We start from the raw sequence: 18002 nt of genomic DNA on the forward strand, positions 1-18002 counted from the left end.
GCGTGAAATCCCGGGAGGGCCACCTCGTCGAGCTGGTCGACGACACCGGCCAGGTGCTCGGCGAGGCCACCGTCGCCGCCGCCCACCAGGCGCCCGGGCGGCTGCACCGGGCCTTCTCGGTGCTGCTTGTCGACCCGGACGGCCGGGTGCTCCTGCAACAACGGGCCGCGGTCAAGACCCGGTTCCCGCTGCGCTGGGCCAACTCCTGCTGCGGGCACCCGCTGCCGGGCGAGTCCCTGGCCGAGGCGGCGAACCGCCGGCTCGCCGAGGAGCTGGGCACCGGGCCGGTGTCGTTGACCGAGGTCGGCGTCTACCTCTACTACGCCGAGGACCCGGCCACCGGTCGGGTCGAGTTCGAGTACGACCACGTGCTCCGGGCCGACGTGCCGGCCGACCTCCCCCTCGGGCCCGACCCGGACGAGGTGGCCGAGCTGCGCTGGGCCGACCCGACCCGGTTGATGGCCCAGATCGACGCCGACCCGCGCACGTACTCCCCCTGGCTCGGCGGGGTGGTGAGCCGGCTGCTCCACCCGACCCCGACCGGTCCCGACGCCCCCACCGGCGGTCCCCGTGCCGCCCCCACCACCCCGTCCGGCCACCGGGTGGACCACGCGTCGGAGCGGTCGGGTGGTCGATGAGCCGCTGAGCGCGGGGGCCGTGGCACGCCGGCTGGGTGTGGCGGTCACCACGCTGCGCACCTGGCACCAGCGCTACGGCCTCGGCCCCAGCGAGCACGTCCCGGGCCACCACCGGCGCTACACGCCCGCCGATCTGGCCCGCCTGGAGATCATGCGCAAGCTCACCGCCGAAGGGGTCACCCCGGCGGAGGCGGCCCGCTGGGCGAAGCAGAGTCCCGTCGTCCCCGGTCCCGGGGTCGCCTCCCGGCTGCGGGCGGGCACCGGCCGCGACGGCGGCGGGCAGACCATCCCGGTCGGCCGGGCCGGTCCGGCCGCCCGGGGACTGGCCCGCGCCGCCATGCGGCTGGACTCGGCGGTGATCAGCGACACTATCTCGGACGCCCTGGCCACCGACGGGGTCGTCGCCACCTGGGAGGGGCTGCTCCGGCCGGTGCTGGCCGGCATCGGGGAACGGCACGTCGCCACCGCCGGCCTGATCGACGTGGAACACCTGGTGTCCCGGTGCGTCTCCGAGGCGTTCGCGGCGGTCGCCCGGGCCGGCCGGCCCACCGGGCCGGCCCGCATCCTGCTCTCCTGCGCCGACGAGGAGCAGCACACCCTGCCGCTGGAGGCGCTCGCCGCGGCGCTGGCCGAGGCGGGGGTGAGCTACCGGATGCTCGGGGCCCGGGTGCCGGCGGCGGCGCTCGTCGAGGCGGTCAACCGGACCGGACCGGCGGCCGTGGTGGTCTGGTCGCACACCCGGCCGACCGCCGACCCGGCGCAGCTGTCCGCACTGCTCGCGGTGCCCCGCCGGCCGCTGCTGGTGCTCGCCGCCGGGCCGGGCTGGCGGGCCGACACGCTGCCCGCCGGGGTGGTCCGCCCGGTCGACCTGGCCGAGGCGGTCTCGCTCGCGCTGGCCGTACGGGACTCGCTGGACCAGTCGACGGGGGCCGACCGGACCTGACACATTTCGCTTTCGTGAACTACCGTCGGGGCCGTCCGCGTACCCCATCCCCCGGAGTGACGATGCGTTCACGCCCCGTTCTGGCGGTCGCCCTCGGCCTGCTCCTGCTGGTCGCCGGCTGCGGCGACCAGCACCGGAACGTCCGGCCGGCAGCGGCGCCCGCCCCGACCACCACCGCACCGGAGCCGGCCCACACCCCGTCGCCGAGGCCGGTGCCCACCACCAAGCCGAAGCCCCGGCTCCGGCCGAAGCCCAAGACGCTGCCCGCCGGGCTGCGCAAGGCGACCGGGGTACGCGCCGTGGCGTTGACCTTCGACGACGGCCCCGACCCGACCTGGACGCCCCGGGTGCTCAACCAGCTCCGGGCGAACAAGGTCAAGGCGACGTTCTGCGTGGTCGGCACCCAGGTGCGCAAGCACCCGGAGCTGGTGGCCCGGATCGTCCGGGAGGGGCACCAGCTCTGCAACCACAGCTGGCACCACGACGTCGATCTGGGCCGCCGGCCGGTCGCCGACATCCGGGCCGACCTGGTGCGCACCAACCAGGCCATCACCAAGGCGGTCCCGGGCGCGAAGGTGCCGTTCTACCGGCAGCCCGGTGGCCGGTGGACCCCGGAGGTGGTGCAGGTCGCCAAGGAACTCGGCATGCGGTCGCTGCACTGGACCGTCGACCCCCAGGACTGGGCGAAGCCCACGTCCGGGGTGATCTCCGGACGGATCAAGAGTGCCTCCCGCCCCGGTGCGGTGGTGCTGATGCACGACGGCGGGGGTGACCGGAGCCGCACCCTGAGCGCCGTTCCGCAGGTCATCGGCGACCTCAAGCGCCGTTTCGGCATCGCACCACCTCGCTGACCTGCTATTTTGCCGGGCCGCAACCCGGTGGGCATACCGGTTTGGTCGACCGCCGGGGCATGGCATATGCTTCTCATGCCTCCGGCGGGGCCGGATGGGAGCAAGTCCGCTTGAAGTTGCGAGTGTGCAATGATGGCGGGGCCGCCCTCATCGTCTAGCGGCCCAGGACGCCGCCCTTTCAAGGCGGTAGCACGGGTTCGAATCCCGTTGGGGGCACGATCCGGCCCAGCCGGAGGCAACAGAGCAAGGTCCTGTGGAGCAGTTGGAGTGCTCGCCGCCCTGTCAAGGCGGAGGTCGCGGGTTCAAGTCCCGTCAGGACCGCCAGCGCCGACGCCGCGTGTACCAATGCGCGGCGTTCTGCGTATCGGGACGCGGCACCCTGTCGGCGGAGACCCCGCCCTCCGGGTACCATGTCCCGGAGTACCAGGCCAGGTAGCTCAGTTGGTACGAGCGTCCGACTGAAAATCGGAAGGTCGGCGGTTCGACCCCGCCCCTGGCCACATAGCCTTTCGCCGGGCTACAGAGAGCGGTGACCTGCGGAAACGCGGTCACCGTTTTCGTGTATCCGGGCCTGCCCGGCATCGATCACCGCCGTGGACCGCCCATCCCGGGACATCCAGGAGCCTCGCTGCCCACTGACCGGAATGAGCCGGTAGATGGCGCTGCGCAGCGCACCCCCAGCCGGTATGGTCCGGGCCTATGGGACAGCAGAAGCCAGATCCGGAGGGCGTCCATCAGGACGTCGACCGGTACTCGCTGCACTGCACCCTCCTCGTCCCCGCCCCGGCGGAGCAGGCGTTCGCGGTCTTCACCGGTTCGCTGGCCGACTGGTGGGTCCGTGAGTACACCTGGTCCGGGCCGGCGGCGCTGGCCGAGCTGGGGATGGAACCCCGGGCCGGCGGCATGCTCTACGAGATCGGCCCGTACGGCTTCCGGGGCGACTGGGGGCGGGTGCTCACCTGGGACCCGCCGCGTCGGCTCGTGTTCACCTGGCAGCTCGGCCCCGACCGGGTGCCGGTGCCCGATCCGGCGCGGGCCAGCGAGGTGGAGGTGCTGTTCCTGCCGGACGAGTCCGGGCGGACCCGCGTCGAGCTGGAGCACCGCCACTTCGACAGGCACGGTGAGGCCGCCGAGGGGTACCGGGCGGCGTTGACCGCCGGCTGGTACGAACTGCTCGGCCGCTACCAGGGCACCGTCATCCGGACCGCCCCCGACCCCCTCTGAGGGGCGGGGGCACCACGCGGAAGGACCGGGCCGGTCAGCGGGGCGGACCGCCGAGGGGCGTCCGGCCGGTCGGGCGACCGACCGGATCGGGGCCGCCGAGGTCGGCCCGGTGGCCGGCCGCCGCGCCCGCGCCGAAGCCGGAGCCGGCGAGCCGGCGGGTCGGCGCGGTACGCAGCCGGGGGTAGACCTCGGCGACCCGGCGGGCCACCCGGTCCGAGCGGTCGGCCAGCACCAGCGCCACCGACGGGGCGTCGCGTTCCGCCGCCGCGCCCGCCTCGGCGGCCCGTAACCGTTCGGCGACCACCCGGGCGAAGCCGGCCAGCCAGGAGCGGCGGAAGGCGGCCGGCTGCTCACCGGGCGGCACGGCGGTGCCGGCGAGACCGTGTGCGGCCTGCACGAGCAGCGAGGTGAACAGCAGGTCGACCCGTTCCAGGTCGCTGGCGAAGCCGAACAGGTGCAGCGCGAACCCGCTGCCGTCCGGTCGGCGTACGCAGCGGCAGCGCAGCGGGTCGGCCACCGCCGCGAGCAGCCCGGCCTTGTCCCGGGCGTACGGGGCGACGACGTCGACCACCCGGTCGCCGACCGGGTCGGTGGTGGGGTCGCGGGCGGCCAGCAGGGCCCGGTCGACGCCGTACCGGGCGATCAGCTCGGTGGCCTTGGCGGTGAACGCGGCCGACTCGGCGGGGGTGCAGGCCGGGTCCTCGGCCTGGGCCAGGAGCTTGCGCACCTTGCTGAGCATCGCCTCGGACATGCCTCACTGGTACCACAGCGGGTTCACGGTTCTGTCACAGCGGGATCAGAGATCGACAGATATCATCGCCACTCACCGCACCCTGTCCACGACTCAGGGTCCGCCCTCTTCCCTGGAGGCACCACCATGGCATCCCGGACCGCCCGCCTGACCGCGCTCACCGCCACCCTGCCCCTGCTCTGGTTCGGCACACCCGCCCAGGCCGCCCCGGAGGCGAACCTCTCCGCGTCGGCCGCCACCTGCTACGGCGGGGCGGTCCGGTCGTACTTCCAGGTCGGCGGGTGGGGCGGGGACGCCGGGCCGTACAAGGCGAGCACCAGGTGCAAGGACGTCAACGTCAAGAACAGCAGCGAGTTCGGCACCGAGGCGTGCGTGGTCTTCATCGACAAGACCAACAAGTGCAACTACCTCACCTATCTGCCGGCGAAGTCGGACTGGATCACCGTCGCCACCAACGTGCGCGACGGCGCGAACTTCAAGGTCCGCTTCACCAACCTGCGCTACGAGTACGAGCCGCTGGTGGCGTACCACGCGTACTGAGCCGCGCCGCCGGCCCTGCCGCTGACGGGCGGTGGGGCCGGGCGGGTCAGCCGGCCCGGCTGCGCAGCGTCGCCACCGCCGAGCCGGCGAGGGTGAGCAGGCAGTCCGGCAGTTGCCCGTCGGCGACCGCCGCTCCGAACAGCGCCTCGCCGGTGTCGGCGTCGTGGTTGGCGTACGCGCTGACGAACCGGGCCACCCAGCGGGTGTCGTACCCCGCCTCGTCGATGCCGGGGAAGTCCAGCGCGCACGCGCCGGGCGGCGGCGGGTCACCGACCATCGTCGCGGCCAGGGTCCAGGCGACCGTGTACGCACCAGCGAGCCCCGACCGGTCCACCACGGCGTCGAATGTGCCGACCACGGCGGCGCCGTCCCCGGTCAGCGCCGAATGGAGTACGGCGGTAGCGTCGGCGAGCGTCTGATCCGGTACGTCGGTCACCTGCGGCACAGTAGGACGCCAGGTCAAGCGGTCGGCCACCGGAAACGGTGACCACCTGGCGGGACGACGTGACGGAGCGTGCGTTGCACTGTCGGGCCGGCGACGAGGGCCGCCTCCCTGGTCCCACGGCCCCCGCCGGCACGCTATGGTGCGCACCGGACCTGCGCCGGAGGAAGGACCACCATGCTCGTAACCCGCGGCCCGCGCGCGGCCGTCCTGGCGGCCTGTGCGTCGTTGCTGCTCGCCGTCAGCGCGTGCGGGACGACCGACGACAAGCCCGAGGAAGCGGACACCCCGCAGGTGCGCCTGTACGGCACCGACGGCAACATGCTCAACTCCTTCGCCGCCGAGCTGAAGGACCGGGCCGACCTCGTCGACGGCATGAAGGGCACCACCCCGCTCACACCGCTCAGCGACGACTTCAAGCAGCGGCTGCGCTCCATCGACCCGAAGTTGACCGACTACCTCTATGCGGCGGAGTCGTACGACGCAGTCATGATCAGCGCGCTCGCCGCCCAGCTCGCGGGCAGCACCGACCCGGCCGACATCGCCAAGCAGATCGTCGGGGTGACCACCAACGGTCAGCGCTGCACGGACGCGGCGAGCTGCCTGACCCTGGCCCGGGACGGTCAGGACATCGAGTACCGTGGCCCGTCGCTGAACCGGGCCGGGTTCACCGATCTCGGTGAGCCGGCCACCGCCAGCTACGCGACCCTGCACTTCGACAACCAGAAGATCAACGACGCGAAGACCGAGTTCGTCGGTGCGGGCGACGAGTCCGGGGTGAGCACCAAGGCCGCGCCGAAGCCGAAGAAGCAGCGGGGTGGGCGCAACGACCGCAGCGACGGCTCCCCGCTGATCCTCGGTGGCCTGCTGCCCAAGACCGGTGACCTGGCCCTGGCGAACCCACCGCTGGCGGCCGGCGTGGCGCTGGCGATCAAGGAGATCAACGCCGCGGGTGGGGTGCTCGGCGACCCGGTGACCTGGTTCGACGGTGACGACGGCACCAACCCGGCCGTCGCCAAGGCCACCGTGGCCTCGCACGTCAGGAACAAGGTCCAGGTCATCATCGGGGCCGCCGCGTCGGGAATCTCCGCCGCCGTGCTGCCGGACGTGGTGGCGGCCGGCAAGATCCTGTTCTCGCCGTCCAACACCGACGCGGGGTTGAGCCAGGCCGACGACAAGGGCCTCTACTTCCGGACCGCCCCGCCGGACAGCCTCCAGGGCCGGGCCCTGGCCGACGTGATCCTCCGCGACGGCCCGCACAAGATCGTGGTGGTGGCCCGCAAGGACTCCTACGGCGAGGGCCTGCAGGAGACCGTCCGCGCCGAGCTGGAACGGGCCGGCTTCGGCACCGACCGGGTGCGGCTGCTCACCTACGAGCCGCCGGCCGACGCCAAGGCCCCGCCCGTCGACTTCGGCAGCCTGGCCGGCGAGATCAAGGACTACAAGCCGGAGGCGGTGCTGGTCATCGGCTTCGGTGAGTCCGCCGGACTGATCAGGGCGCTGGCCGACGCGGGCGTGCCGATCCGGCACTGACGCGACACCGGCGGGGGCGGCACCGGGTGCGGTGCCGCCCCCGCCGACGTTCAGCGGGGTCGGCGACGTTCCAGGAAGTCGGTCATCCGGCGGTGCTTCTCCTCGTCCTCGAAGAGCACCGCCTGGCTGACCAGGTCGAGCTGCGGGTGGGCACCGGGCGGGGCGTCCACCGCGAGCTTGGTCAGCCGCAACGCCAGTGCCGAACCCTTGGCCATCTCGTCGAGCAGCCCGTGCGCGGTGGGCAGCAGCTCGGCCGGCTCGGCCACCACCCGGTTGACCAGGCCGATCCGCAGCGCCTCGTCGGCGTCGACCCGCCGGCCGGTGAAGAGCAGTTCCTTGGCCCGGCCCTCGCCGACCAGGGCCGGCAACCGGTGGGTCGCCCCCGCGCCGGCCAGGATGCCCAACCGCACCTCCGGCTGACCGAAGACCGCCCGCGCCGTGCACACCCGCAGATCGCAGGCGTACGCCAGCTCCGCGCCACCGCCCAACGCGGGGCCGTCCACGGCGGCCACGCTCGGCATGGGCAGGGCCCGGAGCCGGGCGAAGGCCGCCGAGTTGATCGCGGCGAGGGCGTCCAGCCGACCCCGCTCACGCAGCTGACCGATGTCGGCCCCACCGGCGAAGAGACCGTCCGTGCCGCCGGTGAGCAGCAGCAGCTGGGGCCGGGCCTCCAGCGCGGCACAGACGTCGTGCAACGCGCCGATCAGGTCGGCGTCGATGGCGTTGCGTTTCTCCGGCCGGTCCAGCGTCACCACCACCCGGTCGGGCAGCTCCTGCACCCGTAGCCCGCTCACTGCCGGCGACCGTCCTTCCACACGTAGAAGCCCTGGCCGGACTTCTTGCCGAGTTTCCCGGCGGCGACCATCTCGACCAGCAGCGGCGGCGGGGCGAACCGGTCACCGTAGGCGGCCTGGAGGGTACGGGCGATGTCCAGCCGCACGTCCAGCCCGACGAGGTCGGTCAGCTCCAACGGGCCGACCGGGTGCCGGTAGCCGAGCACCATCGCCTTGTCCACGTCGGCCGGTGCGGCCACCCCGTCGGCGACCATCCGGATCGCCTCCAGGCCGAGGGTCACCCCGAGTCGGGAGGTGGCGAAGCCGGGCAGGTCGCGTACCACGACGGGGTCCTTGCCCAGCCGGCCGGCGAGCGCGACGGCCGCCGCGGTGGTCTCCGGCGCGGTGGCCGCGCCGACCACCACCTCCAGCAGGGTCATCGCCCAGACCGGGTTGAAGAAGTGCAGCCCGAGGAAGGACTCCGGTCGGGCCAGCCCCTCGGCCAGCTCGCCGATGGGGATGCTGGAGGTGTTGCTGCCCAGCAGCGCCGGGCGCAGCCGTTCCGCCTCGGCGAGCACCGACCGCTTCAGGTCGGGCCGCTCGGGCACCGCCTCGACGATCACCTCCGGTGCCGGGGCGACCTCGGCGAGCGCCCCCCGCAGGGTGATCCGGTCCCGCTGCGCGGCGGCGGCCTCGGCGTCGAGCTTCCCGCGCTGCACCGCCCGTGCGCACAGCTCGTCGAGGCGGGTGGCGGCGGCCTCGGCCCGCCCCCGGTCCACCTCGACCAGTTCGACCGCGTAGCCCGCGCCGGCCGCCACGTAGGCGATGCCGAGCCCCATCGTGCCGGCCCCGACGACGACAAGACGACTCATGGACGCTCCCTCACTGCGTACGGCGGCGTGCGGGGTCTCCGGCACGCCCTGCCGCTCGCTCCGCTGGCTCATGGGTGCGACCCTATGCAGCACCGTTCCTGGCGGCATGCGTGGGGGACCGCCGCACCGGGTACTGACGGCCCAACGTCAAGGGAAGGAACCAGTCGACATGAGCCAGGCACCGGAGACCGTGGACAGCGGCACCACCGACGGCACGGCGGTCGTGGAGACGCGCGGCGACGAGCGCATCGACCTGCTCCGCGCCGACACCAACAACGACGGCAAGACCGACGTGTGGGTGGTGGACACCGACGGCGACGGCCGGGCGGACCTGTTCCAGTTCGACACCGACGGTGACGGCAAGGTCGACATCACCATGGTCGACATCGACGAGGACGGCACCCCGGACGAGGTGGTCGACGGCGACGGCGGCCTCCCCCCGGAGCCGCTCCCGCCGACCGTCCAGGTCTGACGCGGACGCGGGGGCCCGACCGGGCCCCCGCTCACCGCCCGGCGGCCAACCGCAGGGTGGCCAGGTAGTACGGGGCGTCGCGGTCGTCCACGTCGGTCAGCCGCCATCCGGTGCCCCGGACCAGTTCGGCCAGCTCCTCGGCGGAGCAGACCAGGTAGTCGAACCACTGCGTGCCGAGTTCGCGGTAGCGCAGCCGCAGCCGCAGCTGCCCGCCGAGCCGCCCCCGCTGCCGGTTGCGCTCGTGGTAGCCGGTGTGCACCGGGTCGGTGGTGCCGTACGGGTCGGTGCCGTGCGCGATGACCTGCGCGCCGGGCCGGGCCAGGGCGGCCAGCGCGGCGAGGAACGCCGGAGCCCGCTCCCGCCCCTCGAACAGCCCCAGGTTGTTGCCGAGCAGCAGGAACGTGTCGTAACGCCGGCCGTCGGCGACGTGCTCGTCGACGGTGCCGAGGACGAGGTCCCGGACGCCCCGGTGCCGGCTGACCCGCAGCGCCCCGGGCGAGGTGTCCAGCCCGGTGACGGGGATGCCGCGCTCCTGGAGCACCAGCGCGATCCGCCCGCCCCCGACGCCGACGTCCAGGGTGGCGCCCCGGGTCCGCTCCACAGCCCGGTGGTCGTACGGCTGCCAGTGTTCCGGCCCGTCGAGGTAGTGCGCGGCGGGGGCCCCGTTGACCAGTCCGTCGTCCCGTTCGATGATCTCGATGACCGGTCGGGGCAGCCGCCCGCCGACCAGCGGCCGGGGGCCGATTCCGGTGTGCACCGCATACGCGTCACGCAGCAGTTCGCCGAACACGTCGCCGAGTCGAGGTTCTCCGGTCACGACCTGCACGGTATCCGGGTCCGTCCGCCGTATCCTGGGCGGCGTGACCGACCTGGACCGCCTGGCGGCGGAGAAGTACGTCCTGTTGACGACGTTCCGCAAGGACGGCCGTGCGGTGTCCACCCCGGTCTGGGCGGTCCGCGACGACGACACGCTGGCGGTCTGGACGGTCGCCGACTCGGGCAAGGTGAAGCGGATCAGGCGGGACGGCACGGTGACGGTGGCCCCGTGCGACGTGCGCGGCCGTCCGCTGGGTGACGCGGTGCCGGGTCACGCGGTGCTCTGCGGCCCGCAGGAGAGCAGCCGGATTCGCGACCTGCTCAAGCGCAAGTACCGGCTGCTGGGGCGGTTGACCCTGCTCGGCAGCCGGCTACGCCGGGGTGAGGCGGGCACCGTCGGAATCCGGGTCAGCCTGACGGGCCCGCCGGGGTGACCGATCCGGCCGCTGGCCTGCCGGAGGGTGACCCATGGGTGGAGACGACTCAGGGGCGGTGGTACGTCGCTGCTGCGACGTCCGCCCGCCCCTGAGGTCCGTAACGTTCTGACCGGGTCAGTCCCCCTGGCGCTGCTGGGGGATCTGGCCCTGTAGCAACGCCCGCACCTCCGACTCACGGTACCGACGGTGTCCGCCCAGGGTTCGGATCGCGCTGAGCTTCCCCGCCTTGGCCCACCGGGTCACCGTCTTCGGGTCGACACGGAACATCGACGCCACCTCGGCCGGCGTGAGTAGCGGCTCTGGTTCGTGCGTTCGCGATGCCATCGGTCACTCCTCCACATGGATAGACATCGGCCGGGGTCCCGCCGGCCGACGCGTCTCCCATGGTCCGGCTAGTCCCCGATGTCCGACATGGGCCGAACGGCCGAAGGTCCCTAGACGGACGGATGAACCATGCCCGATTTATCTGACTTTTACACGGCAGAAAGTACCTTATTCGGACTCATGATCACGGTTCGTGATGCGTCAACTACGAGTGTGACTCATAATTGACAGTGCGAATGGGCGATATGTGGTTAATTGCACCGCTCCAGTAACTGGATCGCGCGCCACCGCGCCACCAACCGGTCGTACGCCGCCGACGCCTCGTCCGTCTCGCCCCGGGATAGCCCGGCCAGGCCGCCCGCCACCAGCTCCGGCGAATCGTCTGCGGTCAACGTCTCGTCGGAGAGCAGTTGCACCAGGCCGCCGTAGTCCAACTCGACCACCGACCGGGGGTGGAACTCCTCCAGCCAGCGGGCGGCCTCCTCGACCGCCTCGGTGATCGGCGCGGCACCTATCGACTTCCTGAGCACCGCCAGCGCCCGCGAGGCCCGCCGGCGGGCCTTGGAGATCTCCGTGCGGTAGCGCAGCGCCCGCCGGTCCGGTCGGGTGACCAGCTCCCGCTCACCCGCCTCGACCAGCACGAACCACCGCAGTGGCACGCCCCAGGTGGCGATCTGCTCGTGCAGCCGGGGCACCCCGTGCTCCAGCACCCGGGCACCGCTGCGCCAGTCCTCCACCACGGTCTTGGCCTGCCCGGCCAGGACCGGCGGGACGAACGCGTCGGCGATCACCGACGGCACCCCTTCCCGGGCGCTCAGCGCCGCCTCGGCCACCCGGACCCGCAGGTTCCACGGGCAGACCAGCAGCGCGTCGTCGACCTCCAGCACGTACGCCTCGTCGGGCAGGTCGGGCAGTCGCGTCCAGCCCGCGCCGAGCGCCGCGATGACCGCGCTCCGTTGCCGGCCCGGCCCCTCCAGCGGGGCCACCGCCCGCCCCTCCCGCACGTAACGCCGCCAGTACGACTGACGGTCCCGGTCGAAGGCGGTCAGCGGCTCGTACACGCGCAGGTAAGAAGCGAAGAGCGACGGCACCGCGCGATCCTCCCACGAAACCTCCTACCGGTGCCGCCGCCGTCGGACGCGACCGGGGAGCCGCTGGCGGACGGGACCGGAACGGACCGGCGGGCGACGCCCGGAACGCCGCCGGCGGACGCCGCCCGGACGACCGGGTCGCACGCGACGTGGACGACGGCACGGTTCCCGACCGATATTAGGCTGACCAGCGCCGGCAGCACCCCCGCCGGCCGAGAAGGTCCGTGCCCCACAAGGGCGCACACCGACACCAGGAGCGAGCCATGGGCGTATTCGTGAGCACCGACGACCCCGGACCGGCCGGTCACGAACAGGTCGTCTTCTGCCAGGACAGGCAGAGCGGCCTCAAGGCGATCATCGGGATCTACTCGACCGCGCTGGGTCCCGCGCTGGGCGGCACCCGGTTCTACCCGTACGCCAGCGAGGAGGCGGCGCTGGCCGACGTGCTGGACCTCTCGCGCGGGATGGCGTACAAGAACGCGCTGGCGGGGCTGGACCTGGGCGGCGGCAAGGCGGTCATCTGGGGAGATCCGGACCAGGTCAAGAGCGAGGCACTGCTGCGCGCGTACGGGCGGTTCGTGCAGTCCCTGGGCGGGCGCTACTACACCGCCTGTGACGTGGGCACCTACGTGGCCGACATGGACGTGATCGCGCGGGAGACCCGGTATGTCACCGGCCGCAGCGTGGAGCACGGCGGGGCGGGGGACTCCTCGGTCCTCACCGCCTGGGGCGTATTCCAGGGGATGCGGGCCGCCGCCGAGCACGTCTGGGGCAGCCCCAGCCTGCGCGGACGACGGGTCGGGGTGGCCGGGCTGGGCAAGGTCGGCAGGCACCTGACCGGGCACCTGGTCGACGACGGGGCCGAGGTGGTGGCGACCGACGTCGACCCGCGGGCGCTGGAGTGGGCGCGGACCAACCACCCCGGGGTCGCCCTGGTCGCCGACACCGCCGCGCTGGTCGCCGCCGACATCGACGTGTACGCCCCGTGCGCGCTGGGCGGCGCCCTGAACGACGACACCGTGCCGGCCCTGCGGGCCCGGGTGGTCGCCGGCGCGGCCAACAACCAACTCGCCCATCCCGGCATCGAGAAGCTCCTCGCCGACCGGGGCATCCTCTACGCCCCCGACTACGTGGTCAACGCCGGCGGGGTCATCCAGGTCGCGGACGAGATCGAGGGCTTCAACTTCGACCGGGCCAAGCTGCGGGCCACCCGGATCTTCGACACCACCCGGCAGATCCTCCGGCTGGCCGGCGAGGAGGGGGTGCCCCCGGCGGTGGCCGCCGACCGGCTGGCCGAGCGCCGGATGGCCGACGTGGGTCGGCTGCGCGCCATCCACCTGGGCTGAGCGCGTGTCCCGGGCGTGGCGACGATCCGCGCCCGGGACGCCCCGGCCGGACCGGTCCGGTTCGGCACGGCTGCCGGCCACCGGCGGGCGGGGCACGCGGTAGCATGGCTTTTCGCGGCTTTTTCAGTAGTTTGACCGGCGTCACGGGCGGTCCAGCGCTTACCCCTTACCGGGTACACTCGGTGACTGCCGGGTGACTGCGACGCGCAGGGCCGGCAGACGGTAACCCGAGGTGCCGAACGGTGGCATCCCCATGTACCGTAAGAGCCACGAGAGATGCCTGACGTCATCGGGGCCCGCCTTCGGGCTGCCCCGCATTCTGTGCGAGGGGGTCGAGCCATGGGGCGCGGCCGTGCTAAGGCCAAGCAGACGAAGGTGGCGCGGGAGTTGAAGTACCACTCCCCGAACACCGACCTCACCGCCTTGCAGCGCGAACTGGCGGGTGCTGGTGGGAAGTCTGAGCAGCACTTCGACGACGACTACAAAGAGTATGTCGACGACGACGATGAGGATCATGCGGACGACGACCCGGACCCCTGGGCTCCTCCGACCCGCTGACCTCCGGTCACACTGAGCACGCGGCAACTCTCCGCGTGCTCACGCATGTGCCCGACCAGAGCAGCATCATCACCTCGATCAGGGACCCCGCCAGCCCGGAGCACACTCCGGCCGGTCGGCGCGGTCCCTGATCGAGGTGGCCATGACCCGTCCCCGTACGGCGAGGCCGGGCGTCCCTGCTCAGCGCGGCCGGTTGTTCCAGTTGTAGAACGTCGGGATGTTCTCGAAGTGGTTCCAGGCGCAGACCGCGCCGGCACCCTCCGCGCCCGACACCTCGGCGCGGGAACGACGGGCGGCCTCGGCCTCGTGGAGCAGGGCGGAGAGCCCCCCAGCGGCCTCCCGCACCCGGTCGGTGACCTGGTCCGGGCCGGTGCCGACCCGCTCAGCGGGCCGGTGACTCGTGGTCTCGGGCATGCTCCAACACTCCCTCCAATAGGCGGATCTTGCTGTTGCGGCAGTGCTCGGTTTCCGTGCCGTCGAACCGTCCCTGCTCGAAGTAGCGGTTGGCCGCGTGCCCTCCGCCGCAGAAGCCGAAGTACGGGCAGGACGACCGGCACGCCTCGACGCCGGTGAGGAACTCACCCACCCATTCCGTGCCCGCCGCCCCGGCCAGGATCTCGGCCAGCGGGGTGGCCAGCACGTTGCCACTGCTGAAGTCGCCGTAGCGGGCGTCGGAGAAGCCGGCCAGCTCGGGGGAGAGCACGGTCACCGAACCGTCGTACCCGATCGTCGGGATCGGGTCGAGCTGCCGGGGCAGCAGGTCGCCCTCCGCACCGTCCAGCACCGCCGCCGCGTACCGCAGCGACCACTCGACCTCCCGCAGGTGCACCCGGGGCGCCCGCCGCCAGGCCGCCACCAGCTCCGCCCAGAACGCGGTCACCGCCGCCGCGTCGTGTGCGTTGCTGCGGGTGTTGACCCCCTCGGTCTCCTCGATGTTCAGCCCGAGCACGTCACAGCCCAGGTCGAGGAAGTAGTCGTACAACTCGGTGGCGAGCCCCGGCGTCGGCCGGCTCACCACCGCCAGCGCCGAGAACGGCAGGCCGTGCCGGCGCAGCGCCGCGACCCCCCGGACGATCCGGTCGTACGCCGGCCGACCGGCCCGGGTCACCCGCTCACCGTTACGGGCGGCCGGGCCGTCCACGCTCACGCTCACCCGCACCCCGTGCGCGGCGAAGAACGCGCACCAGGCGTCGTCGATCAGGGTGGCGTTGGTCTGCACGTGGTGTTCCACCCCGGCGGGGAACGCGGCGATCAGCGCCGCCAGGTGCTCCCGGCCGGCGGCGAGCGGCTCACCGCCGTGCCAGACCACCGAGAACCGGCCCCGCGCCGCCCAGGGGGTGACAGCGGCGGCGACCGCCTCGGCAACCGCCACCGGCATCCGCCGGTCGGCCGCCCGGTGCGGCAGGTAGCAGTACGCGCAGTCCAGGTTGCACAGCGTCGTCGGCTGCATCACCACGTACGACGGGACCGCCGCGATCCCCCGCATGCCCGTCACGGACCGGCACCGAGCAGCCATCGACCCTCCTCCCCCGTGCCCGAAGTGTCCTTCAGGCTAGGCGGCGACGGCCGCTCGGGTGAACCCCCGACCAGGCAGCCGGCCGAGCGGCCACGCCGCTCAGCCCCGGGTGTGCTGGCCGATCATCTGCACGTTGCCGGTGCCCTCGATGATCTCGCCGGCCTGCCAGGCGTCCACGCCACGGCCGGCGAGGGTGGCCAGCGCGCGGTCGGCGTCCTCGGCGGAGACGATGGCGAACATGCCGACGCCCATGTTGAACGTCGACTCCATCTCCGAGTCCTCGATCCGGCCCTTGGACTGGATCAGGTCGAAGATCGGCTGCGGCTTCCAGGTTGCCCGGTTGACCACCGCGTCGACGTGCTCGGGCAGCACCCGGACCAGGTTGCCGGGGATGCCGCCGCCGGTGACGTGGGCGATCGAGCGCACCTCCGCCTCGGTGATCAGCTTCAGGCAGTCCTGCGCGTAGATCTTGGTCGGGGTGAGCAGCTCCTCGCCGAGCGTGCGCTGCCGGCCGAAGTCGTCGATCACCACGTCCAGCCGCATCCGGCCGGCACCGAGCAGCACGTGCCGGACCAGCGAGTAGCCGTTGGAGTGCAGGCCGGACGAGCGCATCGCGATCACCACGTCGCCCACCTCGACCCGGTCCGGGCTGAGGATCTCGCTCTCCTCGACCACGCCGACCCCGGTGGCGGAGACGTCGTACTCGTCGGGACGCAGCACGCCCGGGTGCTCGGCGGTCTCGCCACCGAGCAGCGCGCAGCCGGCGTACCGGCAGCCGTCGGCGATGCCCGCGCCGATCTCGGCGACCCGGTCCGGCACGACCTCGCCGGTGGCGATGTAGTCGAGCAGGAACAGCGGCTCGGCCCCGCACGCCACCAGGTCGTCGACGACCATCGCGACCAGGTCGATGCCGATCGTGTCGTGGATGTCGAGCTGCTGGGCGATGACCAGCTTGGTGCCCACCCCGTCGGTGGAGGACGCCAGGATCGGGTTCTTGTACTTCTTGGTGTCCAGCCGGAACAGGCCGGCGAAGCCGCCCAGGTCACCCATGACCTCAGGCCGCCGGGTCTCCTTCACCTTGGACTTGAGCAGCTCGACCGCCCGGTCGCCCGCCTCGATCGACACCCCCGCGTCGGCGTACGAGACCGAGCGTTTGCGGGTGGTGCGGCCGGTCCCCGCCGTCCAGGGCTGGCGGTCGCCACCGGCACCGCTCGGGCTGCTTCCTGCGCCGCTGCGCTCGGACACGTAGGTCACGGTTCTCCCCTTTGTGGTTCTCGGTGCCGCGCCGACGGTGGCCGGGCGACCCCGGTGTGCTACGGGCGGTGGGCGGTCGCGCCGCCCGGAGTGGCGACGAGCGGTGTGTGGTGCTCGGAGGAGGTGTCCGGGGCGTCGGCGACCCGCCGGCCCACCCCTTCGAGCACGTGCTTGCCGATCAGGTTCCCGGCCGGCAGGTCGATCGGGTACTCCCCGTCGAAACAGGCCCGGCAGAGCCTGCTCCTGGGCTGTTCGGTCGCGGCGATGAGACCGGGGAGCGAGACGTAACCGAGGGTGTCGGCGCCGATCGAGCGCCGGATGCCCTCGTTGTCCAGCCCGTTGGCCAGCAGTTCGGCCCGGGTGGCGAAGTCGATGCCGTAGAAGCACGGCCAGTTCACCGGCGGGGAGGAGATCCGGACGTGGACCTCCAGCGCGCCCGCCTCGCGGAGCATCCGGACGATCGCCCGCTGGGTGTTGCCGCGCACGATCGAGTCGTCGACCACGACCAGCCGCTTGCCCCGCACGTTCTCCCGCAGCGGGTTGAGCTTGAGTCGCACGCCGAGCTGGCGGAGGGTCTGCGACGGCTGGATGAAGGTCCGCCCCACGTACGGGTTCTTCATCAGGCCGGCGCCGTAGGTGATGCCGGACGCCTCGGCGTAACCGATGGCGGCCGGCGTGCCCGACTCGGGCACCGGGATCACCAGGTCGGCCTCGACCGGGTGCTCCTTGGCGAGTTGCCGGCCGATCTGCACCCGGGCGGCGTGCACGTTGCGGCCGGCGATGGTGGCGTCCGGGCGGGCGATGTAGACGTACTCGAAGAGGCAGCCCTTGGGCTCCGGCGCGGCGAACCGGCTGGAGCGCAGGCCCTCCTCGTCGATCGCGATCAGCTCGCCCGGCTCGACCTCCCGGACCACGCTCGCGCCGACGATGTCCAGCGCGGCGGTCTCGCTGGCCACCACCCAGCCGCGTTCCAGCCGGCCGAGCACCAGCGGGCGGACGCCGTGCGGGTCGCGGGCGGCGTAGAGGGTCGACTCGTCCATGAAGACGAAGCTGAACGCGCCACGTAGCTGCGGCAGCACCTCCAGCGCGGCGGCCTCCACCGACAGGTCGGGGCGGCTGGCCAGCAGCATGGTCACCAGTGAGGTGTCGTTGGTGGCCCCGTCGTCGAGCAGGCCGCGCTCGGCGACCTCCTTCTGCAACTCGGCGGTGTTGACCAGGTTGCCGTTGTGCGCCAGGGCGATCGTGGTGCCGGAGGTGGTCGACCGGATGGTCGGCTGGGCATTTTCCCAGGTCGAGCCGCCGGTGGTGGAGTAACGCGCGTGCCCGATGGCCAGGTGGCCGCGCAGGCTCTTCAGGGTCGGCTCGTCGAACACCTGGGCCACCAGGCCGAGGTCCTTGTAGACCACCACTCCCGAGCCGTCGCTCACGGCGATACCGGCGGCCTCCTGGCCCCGGTGCTGGAGTGCGTAGAGTCCGAAATAGGTGAGATTGGCGACCTCTTCACCCGGGGCCCAGACGCCGAAGACGCCACACGCGTCCTGGGGGCCGGGTCGCTGGGGGTCAAGGTCGTGGCTCAGCCGGCCATCGCCTCGGGGCACTGCCGCTCCCTCATGCTGGTCTG

General features: G+C 72.7%; 21 protein-coding genes and 3 tRNA genes. 13 read left to right on the top strand and 11 right to left on the bottom strand.

Features of this window, described 5'->3' with window-relative positions; all coding sequences use genetic code 11:
* The first annotated feature begins 2 nt into the window (after nucleotides 1-2).
* The 7 genes from idi to ACN265_RS30165 all read left to right on the top strand — a co-directional run bounded on the left by idi (nucleotide 3) and on the right by ACN265_RS30165 (nucleotide 3656).
* Nucleotides 3-638: an isopentenyl-diphosphate Delta-isomerase gene (idi, locus tag ACN265_RS30135; protein WP_421410794.1), complete on the top strand. Its 636-nt coding sequence runs from the start codon at nucleotides 3-5 to the stop codon at nucleotides 636-638.
* Complete coding sequence (locus ACN265_RS30140) at nucleotides 628-1581, top strand: MerR family transcriptional regulator (RefSeq protein WP_421410795.1); 954 nt, start codon at nucleotides 628-630, stop codon at nucleotides 1579-1581. Before idi ends, ACN265_RS30140 begins: the two co-directional genes overlap by 11 nt.
* 62 nt (nucleotides 1582-1643) lie before the next feature.
* Nucleotides 1644-2432 carry a polysaccharide deacetylase family protein gene (locus ACN265_RS30145; protein WP_204928424.1) on the top strand — a complete coding sequence of 263 codons (789 nt, stop codon included), beginning with the start codon at nucleotides 1644-1646 and terminating at the stop codon, nucleotides 2430-2432.
* 143 nt (nucleotides 2433-2575) lie between these two features.
* Nucleotides 2576-2648, top strand: a tRNA-Glu gene (locus ACN265_RS30150).
* A gap of 31 nt (nucleotides 2649-2679) precedes the next feature.
* Nucleotides 2680-2756, top strand: a tRNA-Asp gene (locus ACN265_RS30155).
* A gap of 102 nt (nucleotides 2757-2858) precedes the next feature.
* A tRNA-Phe gene (locus ACN265_RS30160) sits at nucleotides 2859-2932 on the top strand.
* Nucleotides 2933-3131: 199 nt separating this feature from the next.
* A complete protein-coding gene (locus ACN265_RS30165; RefSeq protein ID WP_421410796.1) occupies nucleotides 3132-3656 on the top strand; it encodes an SRPBCC family protein in 525 nt (174 codons plus the stop codon).
* A gap of 34 nt (nucleotides 3657-3690) precedes the next feature.
* On the opposite strand, the gene ACN265_RS30170 is transcribed toward ACN265_RS30165, so the two are convergent.
* On the bottom strand, nucleotides 3691-4407 hold the full coding sequence (locus tag ACN265_RS30170; RefSeq protein ID WP_421410797.1) for a DUF2786 domain-containing protein: 717 nt from the start codon (nucleotides 4405-4407) through the stop codon (nucleotides 3691-3693).
* 126 nt (nucleotides 4408-4533) lie between these two features.
* On the opposite strand from ACN265_RS30170, the gene ACN265_RS30175 reads away from it, so the two are divergent.
* On the top strand, nucleotides 4534-4947 hold the full coding sequence (locus ACN265_RS30175; protein ID WP_208565364.1) for a hypothetical protein: 414 nt from the start codon (nucleotides 4534-4536) through the stop codon (nucleotides 4945-4947).
* Between the two features lie 46 nt (nucleotides 4948-4993).
* Here ACN265_RS30175 and ACN265_RS30180 read toward each other — a convergent pair whose 3' ends face one another.
* On the bottom strand, nucleotides 4994-5383 hold the full coding sequence (locus ACN265_RS30180; RefSeq protein ID WP_204928428.1) for a hypothetical protein: 390 nt from the start codon (nucleotides 5381-5383) through the stop codon (nucleotides 4994-4996).
* A 183-nt stretch (nucleotides 5384-5566) separates the two neighbouring features.
* On the opposite strand from ACN265_RS30180, the gene ACN265_RS30185 reads away from it, so the two are divergent.
* Nucleotides 5567-6922, top strand: coding sequence for an ABC transporter substrate-binding protein (locus ACN265_RS30185; RefSeq protein WP_204928429.1), 1356 nt, complete (start codon nucleotides 5567-5569; stop codon nucleotides 6920-6922).
* 50 nt (nucleotides 6923-6972) lie between these two features.
* Here ACN265_RS30185 and ACN265_RS30190 read toward each other — a convergent pair whose 3' ends face one another.
* Nucleotides 6973-7716 (bottom strand): enoyl-CoA hydratase/isomerase family protein, encoded by a 744-nt coding sequence (locus ACN265_RS30190; protein WP_421410798.1) that lies wholly within the window; start codon nucleotides 7714-7716, stop codon nucleotides 6973-6975.
* Nucleotides 7713-8567 (bottom strand): 3-hydroxyacyl-CoA dehydrogenase family protein, encoded by an 855-nt coding sequence (locus tag ACN265_RS30195; RefSeq protein ID WP_421411693.1) that lies wholly within the window; start codon nucleotides 8565-8567, stop codon nucleotides 7713-7715. Before ACN265_RS30195 ends, ACN265_RS30190 begins: the two co-directional genes overlap by 4 nt.
* Nucleotides 8568-8736: 169 nt before the next feature.
* Here ACN265_RS30195 and ACN265_RS30200 point away from each other — a divergent pair, with 169 nt between their 5' ends.
* On the top strand, nucleotides 8737-9039 hold the full coding sequence (locus tag ACN265_RS30200; RefSeq protein WP_357925163.1) for a hypothetical protein: 303 nt from the start codon (nucleotides 8737-8739) through the stop codon (nucleotides 9037-9039).
* A 31-nt stretch (nucleotides 9040-9070) separates the two neighbouring features.
* Here ACN265_RS30200 and ACN265_RS30205 read toward each other — a convergent pair whose 3' ends face one another.
* Nucleotides 9071-9856 carry a class I SAM-dependent methyltransferase gene (locus ACN265_RS30205; protein ID WP_357925160.1) on the bottom strand — a complete coding sequence of 262 codons (786 nt, stop codon included), beginning with the start codon at nucleotides 9854-9856 and terminating at the stop codon, nucleotides 9071-9073.
* 43 nt (nucleotides 9857-9899) lie between these two features.
* Here ACN265_RS30205 and ACN265_RS30210 point away from each other — a divergent pair, with 43 nt between their 5' ends.
* Nucleotides 9900-10289 (top strand): PPOX class F420-dependent oxidoreductase, encoded by a 390-nt coding sequence (locus tag ACN265_RS30210; RefSeq protein ID WP_421410799.1) that lies wholly within the window; start codon nucleotides 9900-9902, stop codon nucleotides 10287-10289.
* Between the two features lie 117 nt (nucleotides 10290-10406).
* Here ACN265_RS30210 and ACN265_RS30215 read toward each other — a convergent pair whose 3' ends face one another.
* Both ACN265_RS30215 and ACN265_RS30220 read right to left on the bottom strand, forming a co-directional pair.
* Entirely contained in the window at nucleotides 10407-10616 is a 210-nt protein-coding gene (locus tag ACN265_RS30215; RefSeq protein ID WP_007073996.1) for a BldC family transcriptional regulator, read from the bottom strand.
* Between the two features lie 251 nt (nucleotides 10617-10867).
* A complete protein-coding gene (locus ACN265_RS30220; protein ID WP_204928434.1) occupies nucleotides 10868-11707 on the bottom strand; it encodes a hypothetical protein in 840 nt (279 codons plus the stop codon).
* Nucleotides 11708-11970: 263 nt separating this feature from the next.
* On the opposite strand from ACN265_RS30220, the gene ACN265_RS30225 reads away from it, so the two are divergent.
* Nucleotides 11971-13053, top strand: a complete 1083-nt coding sequence (locus ACN265_RS30225; RefSeq protein WP_421410800.1) for a Glu/Leu/Phe/Val family dehydrogenase — start codon at nucleotides 11971-11973, stop codon at nucleotides 13051-13053.
* A gap of 339 nt (nucleotides 13054-13392) precedes the next feature.
* Nucleotides 13393-13611, top strand: coding sequence for a DUF3073 domain-containing protein (locus ACN265_RS30230; protein WP_088641959.1), 219 nt, complete (start codon nucleotides 13393-13395; stop codon nucleotides 13609-13611).
* Between the two features lie 180 nt (nucleotides 13612-13791).
* On the opposite strand, the gene amcA is transcribed toward ACN265_RS30230, so the two are convergent.
* The 4 genes from amcA to purF all read right to left on the bottom strand — a co-directional run bounded on the left by amcA (nucleotide 13792) and on the right by purF (nucleotide 17979).
* Nucleotides 13792-14025 carry a multiple cyclophane-containing RiPP AmcA gene (gene amcA / locus ACN265_RS30235; RefSeq protein ID WP_420119319.1) on the bottom strand — a complete coding sequence of 78 codons (234 nt, stop codon included), beginning with the start codon at nucleotides 14023-14025 and terminating at the stop codon, nucleotides 13792-13794.
* Nucleotides 13994-15097 carry a cyclophane-forming radical SAM peptide maturase AmcB gene (gene amcB, locus ACN265_RS30240; RefSeq protein WP_420119324.1) on the bottom strand — a complete coding sequence of 368 codons (1104 nt, stop codon included), beginning with the start codon at nucleotides 15095-15097 and terminating at the stop codon, nucleotides 13994-13996. Before amcB ends, amcA begins: the two co-directional genes overlap by 32 nt.
* 129 nt (nucleotides 15098-15226) lie before the next feature.
* Complete coding sequence (gene purM / locus ACN265_RS30245; protein ID WP_357925154.1) at nucleotides 15227-16381, bottom strand: phosphoribosylformylglycinamidine cyclo-ligase; 1155 nt, start codon at nucleotides 16379-16381, stop codon at nucleotides 15227-15229.
* 59 nt (nucleotides 16382-16440) lie between these two features.
* Nucleotides 16441-17979, bottom strand: a complete 1539-nt coding sequence (gene purF, locus ACN265_RS30250) for an amidophosphoribosyltransferase (protein ID WP_204928439.1) — start codon at nucleotides 17977-17979, stop codon at nucleotides 16441-16443.
* Between the last annotated feature and the right edge of the window lie 23 nt (nucleotides 17980-18002).

This window comes from Micromonospora sp. WMMD730 (genome assembly GCF_049178955.1).
Classification (GTDB): domain Bacteria; phylum Actinomycetota; class Actinomycetes; order Mycobacteriales; family Micromonosporaceae; genus Micromonospora; species Micromonospora wenchangensis.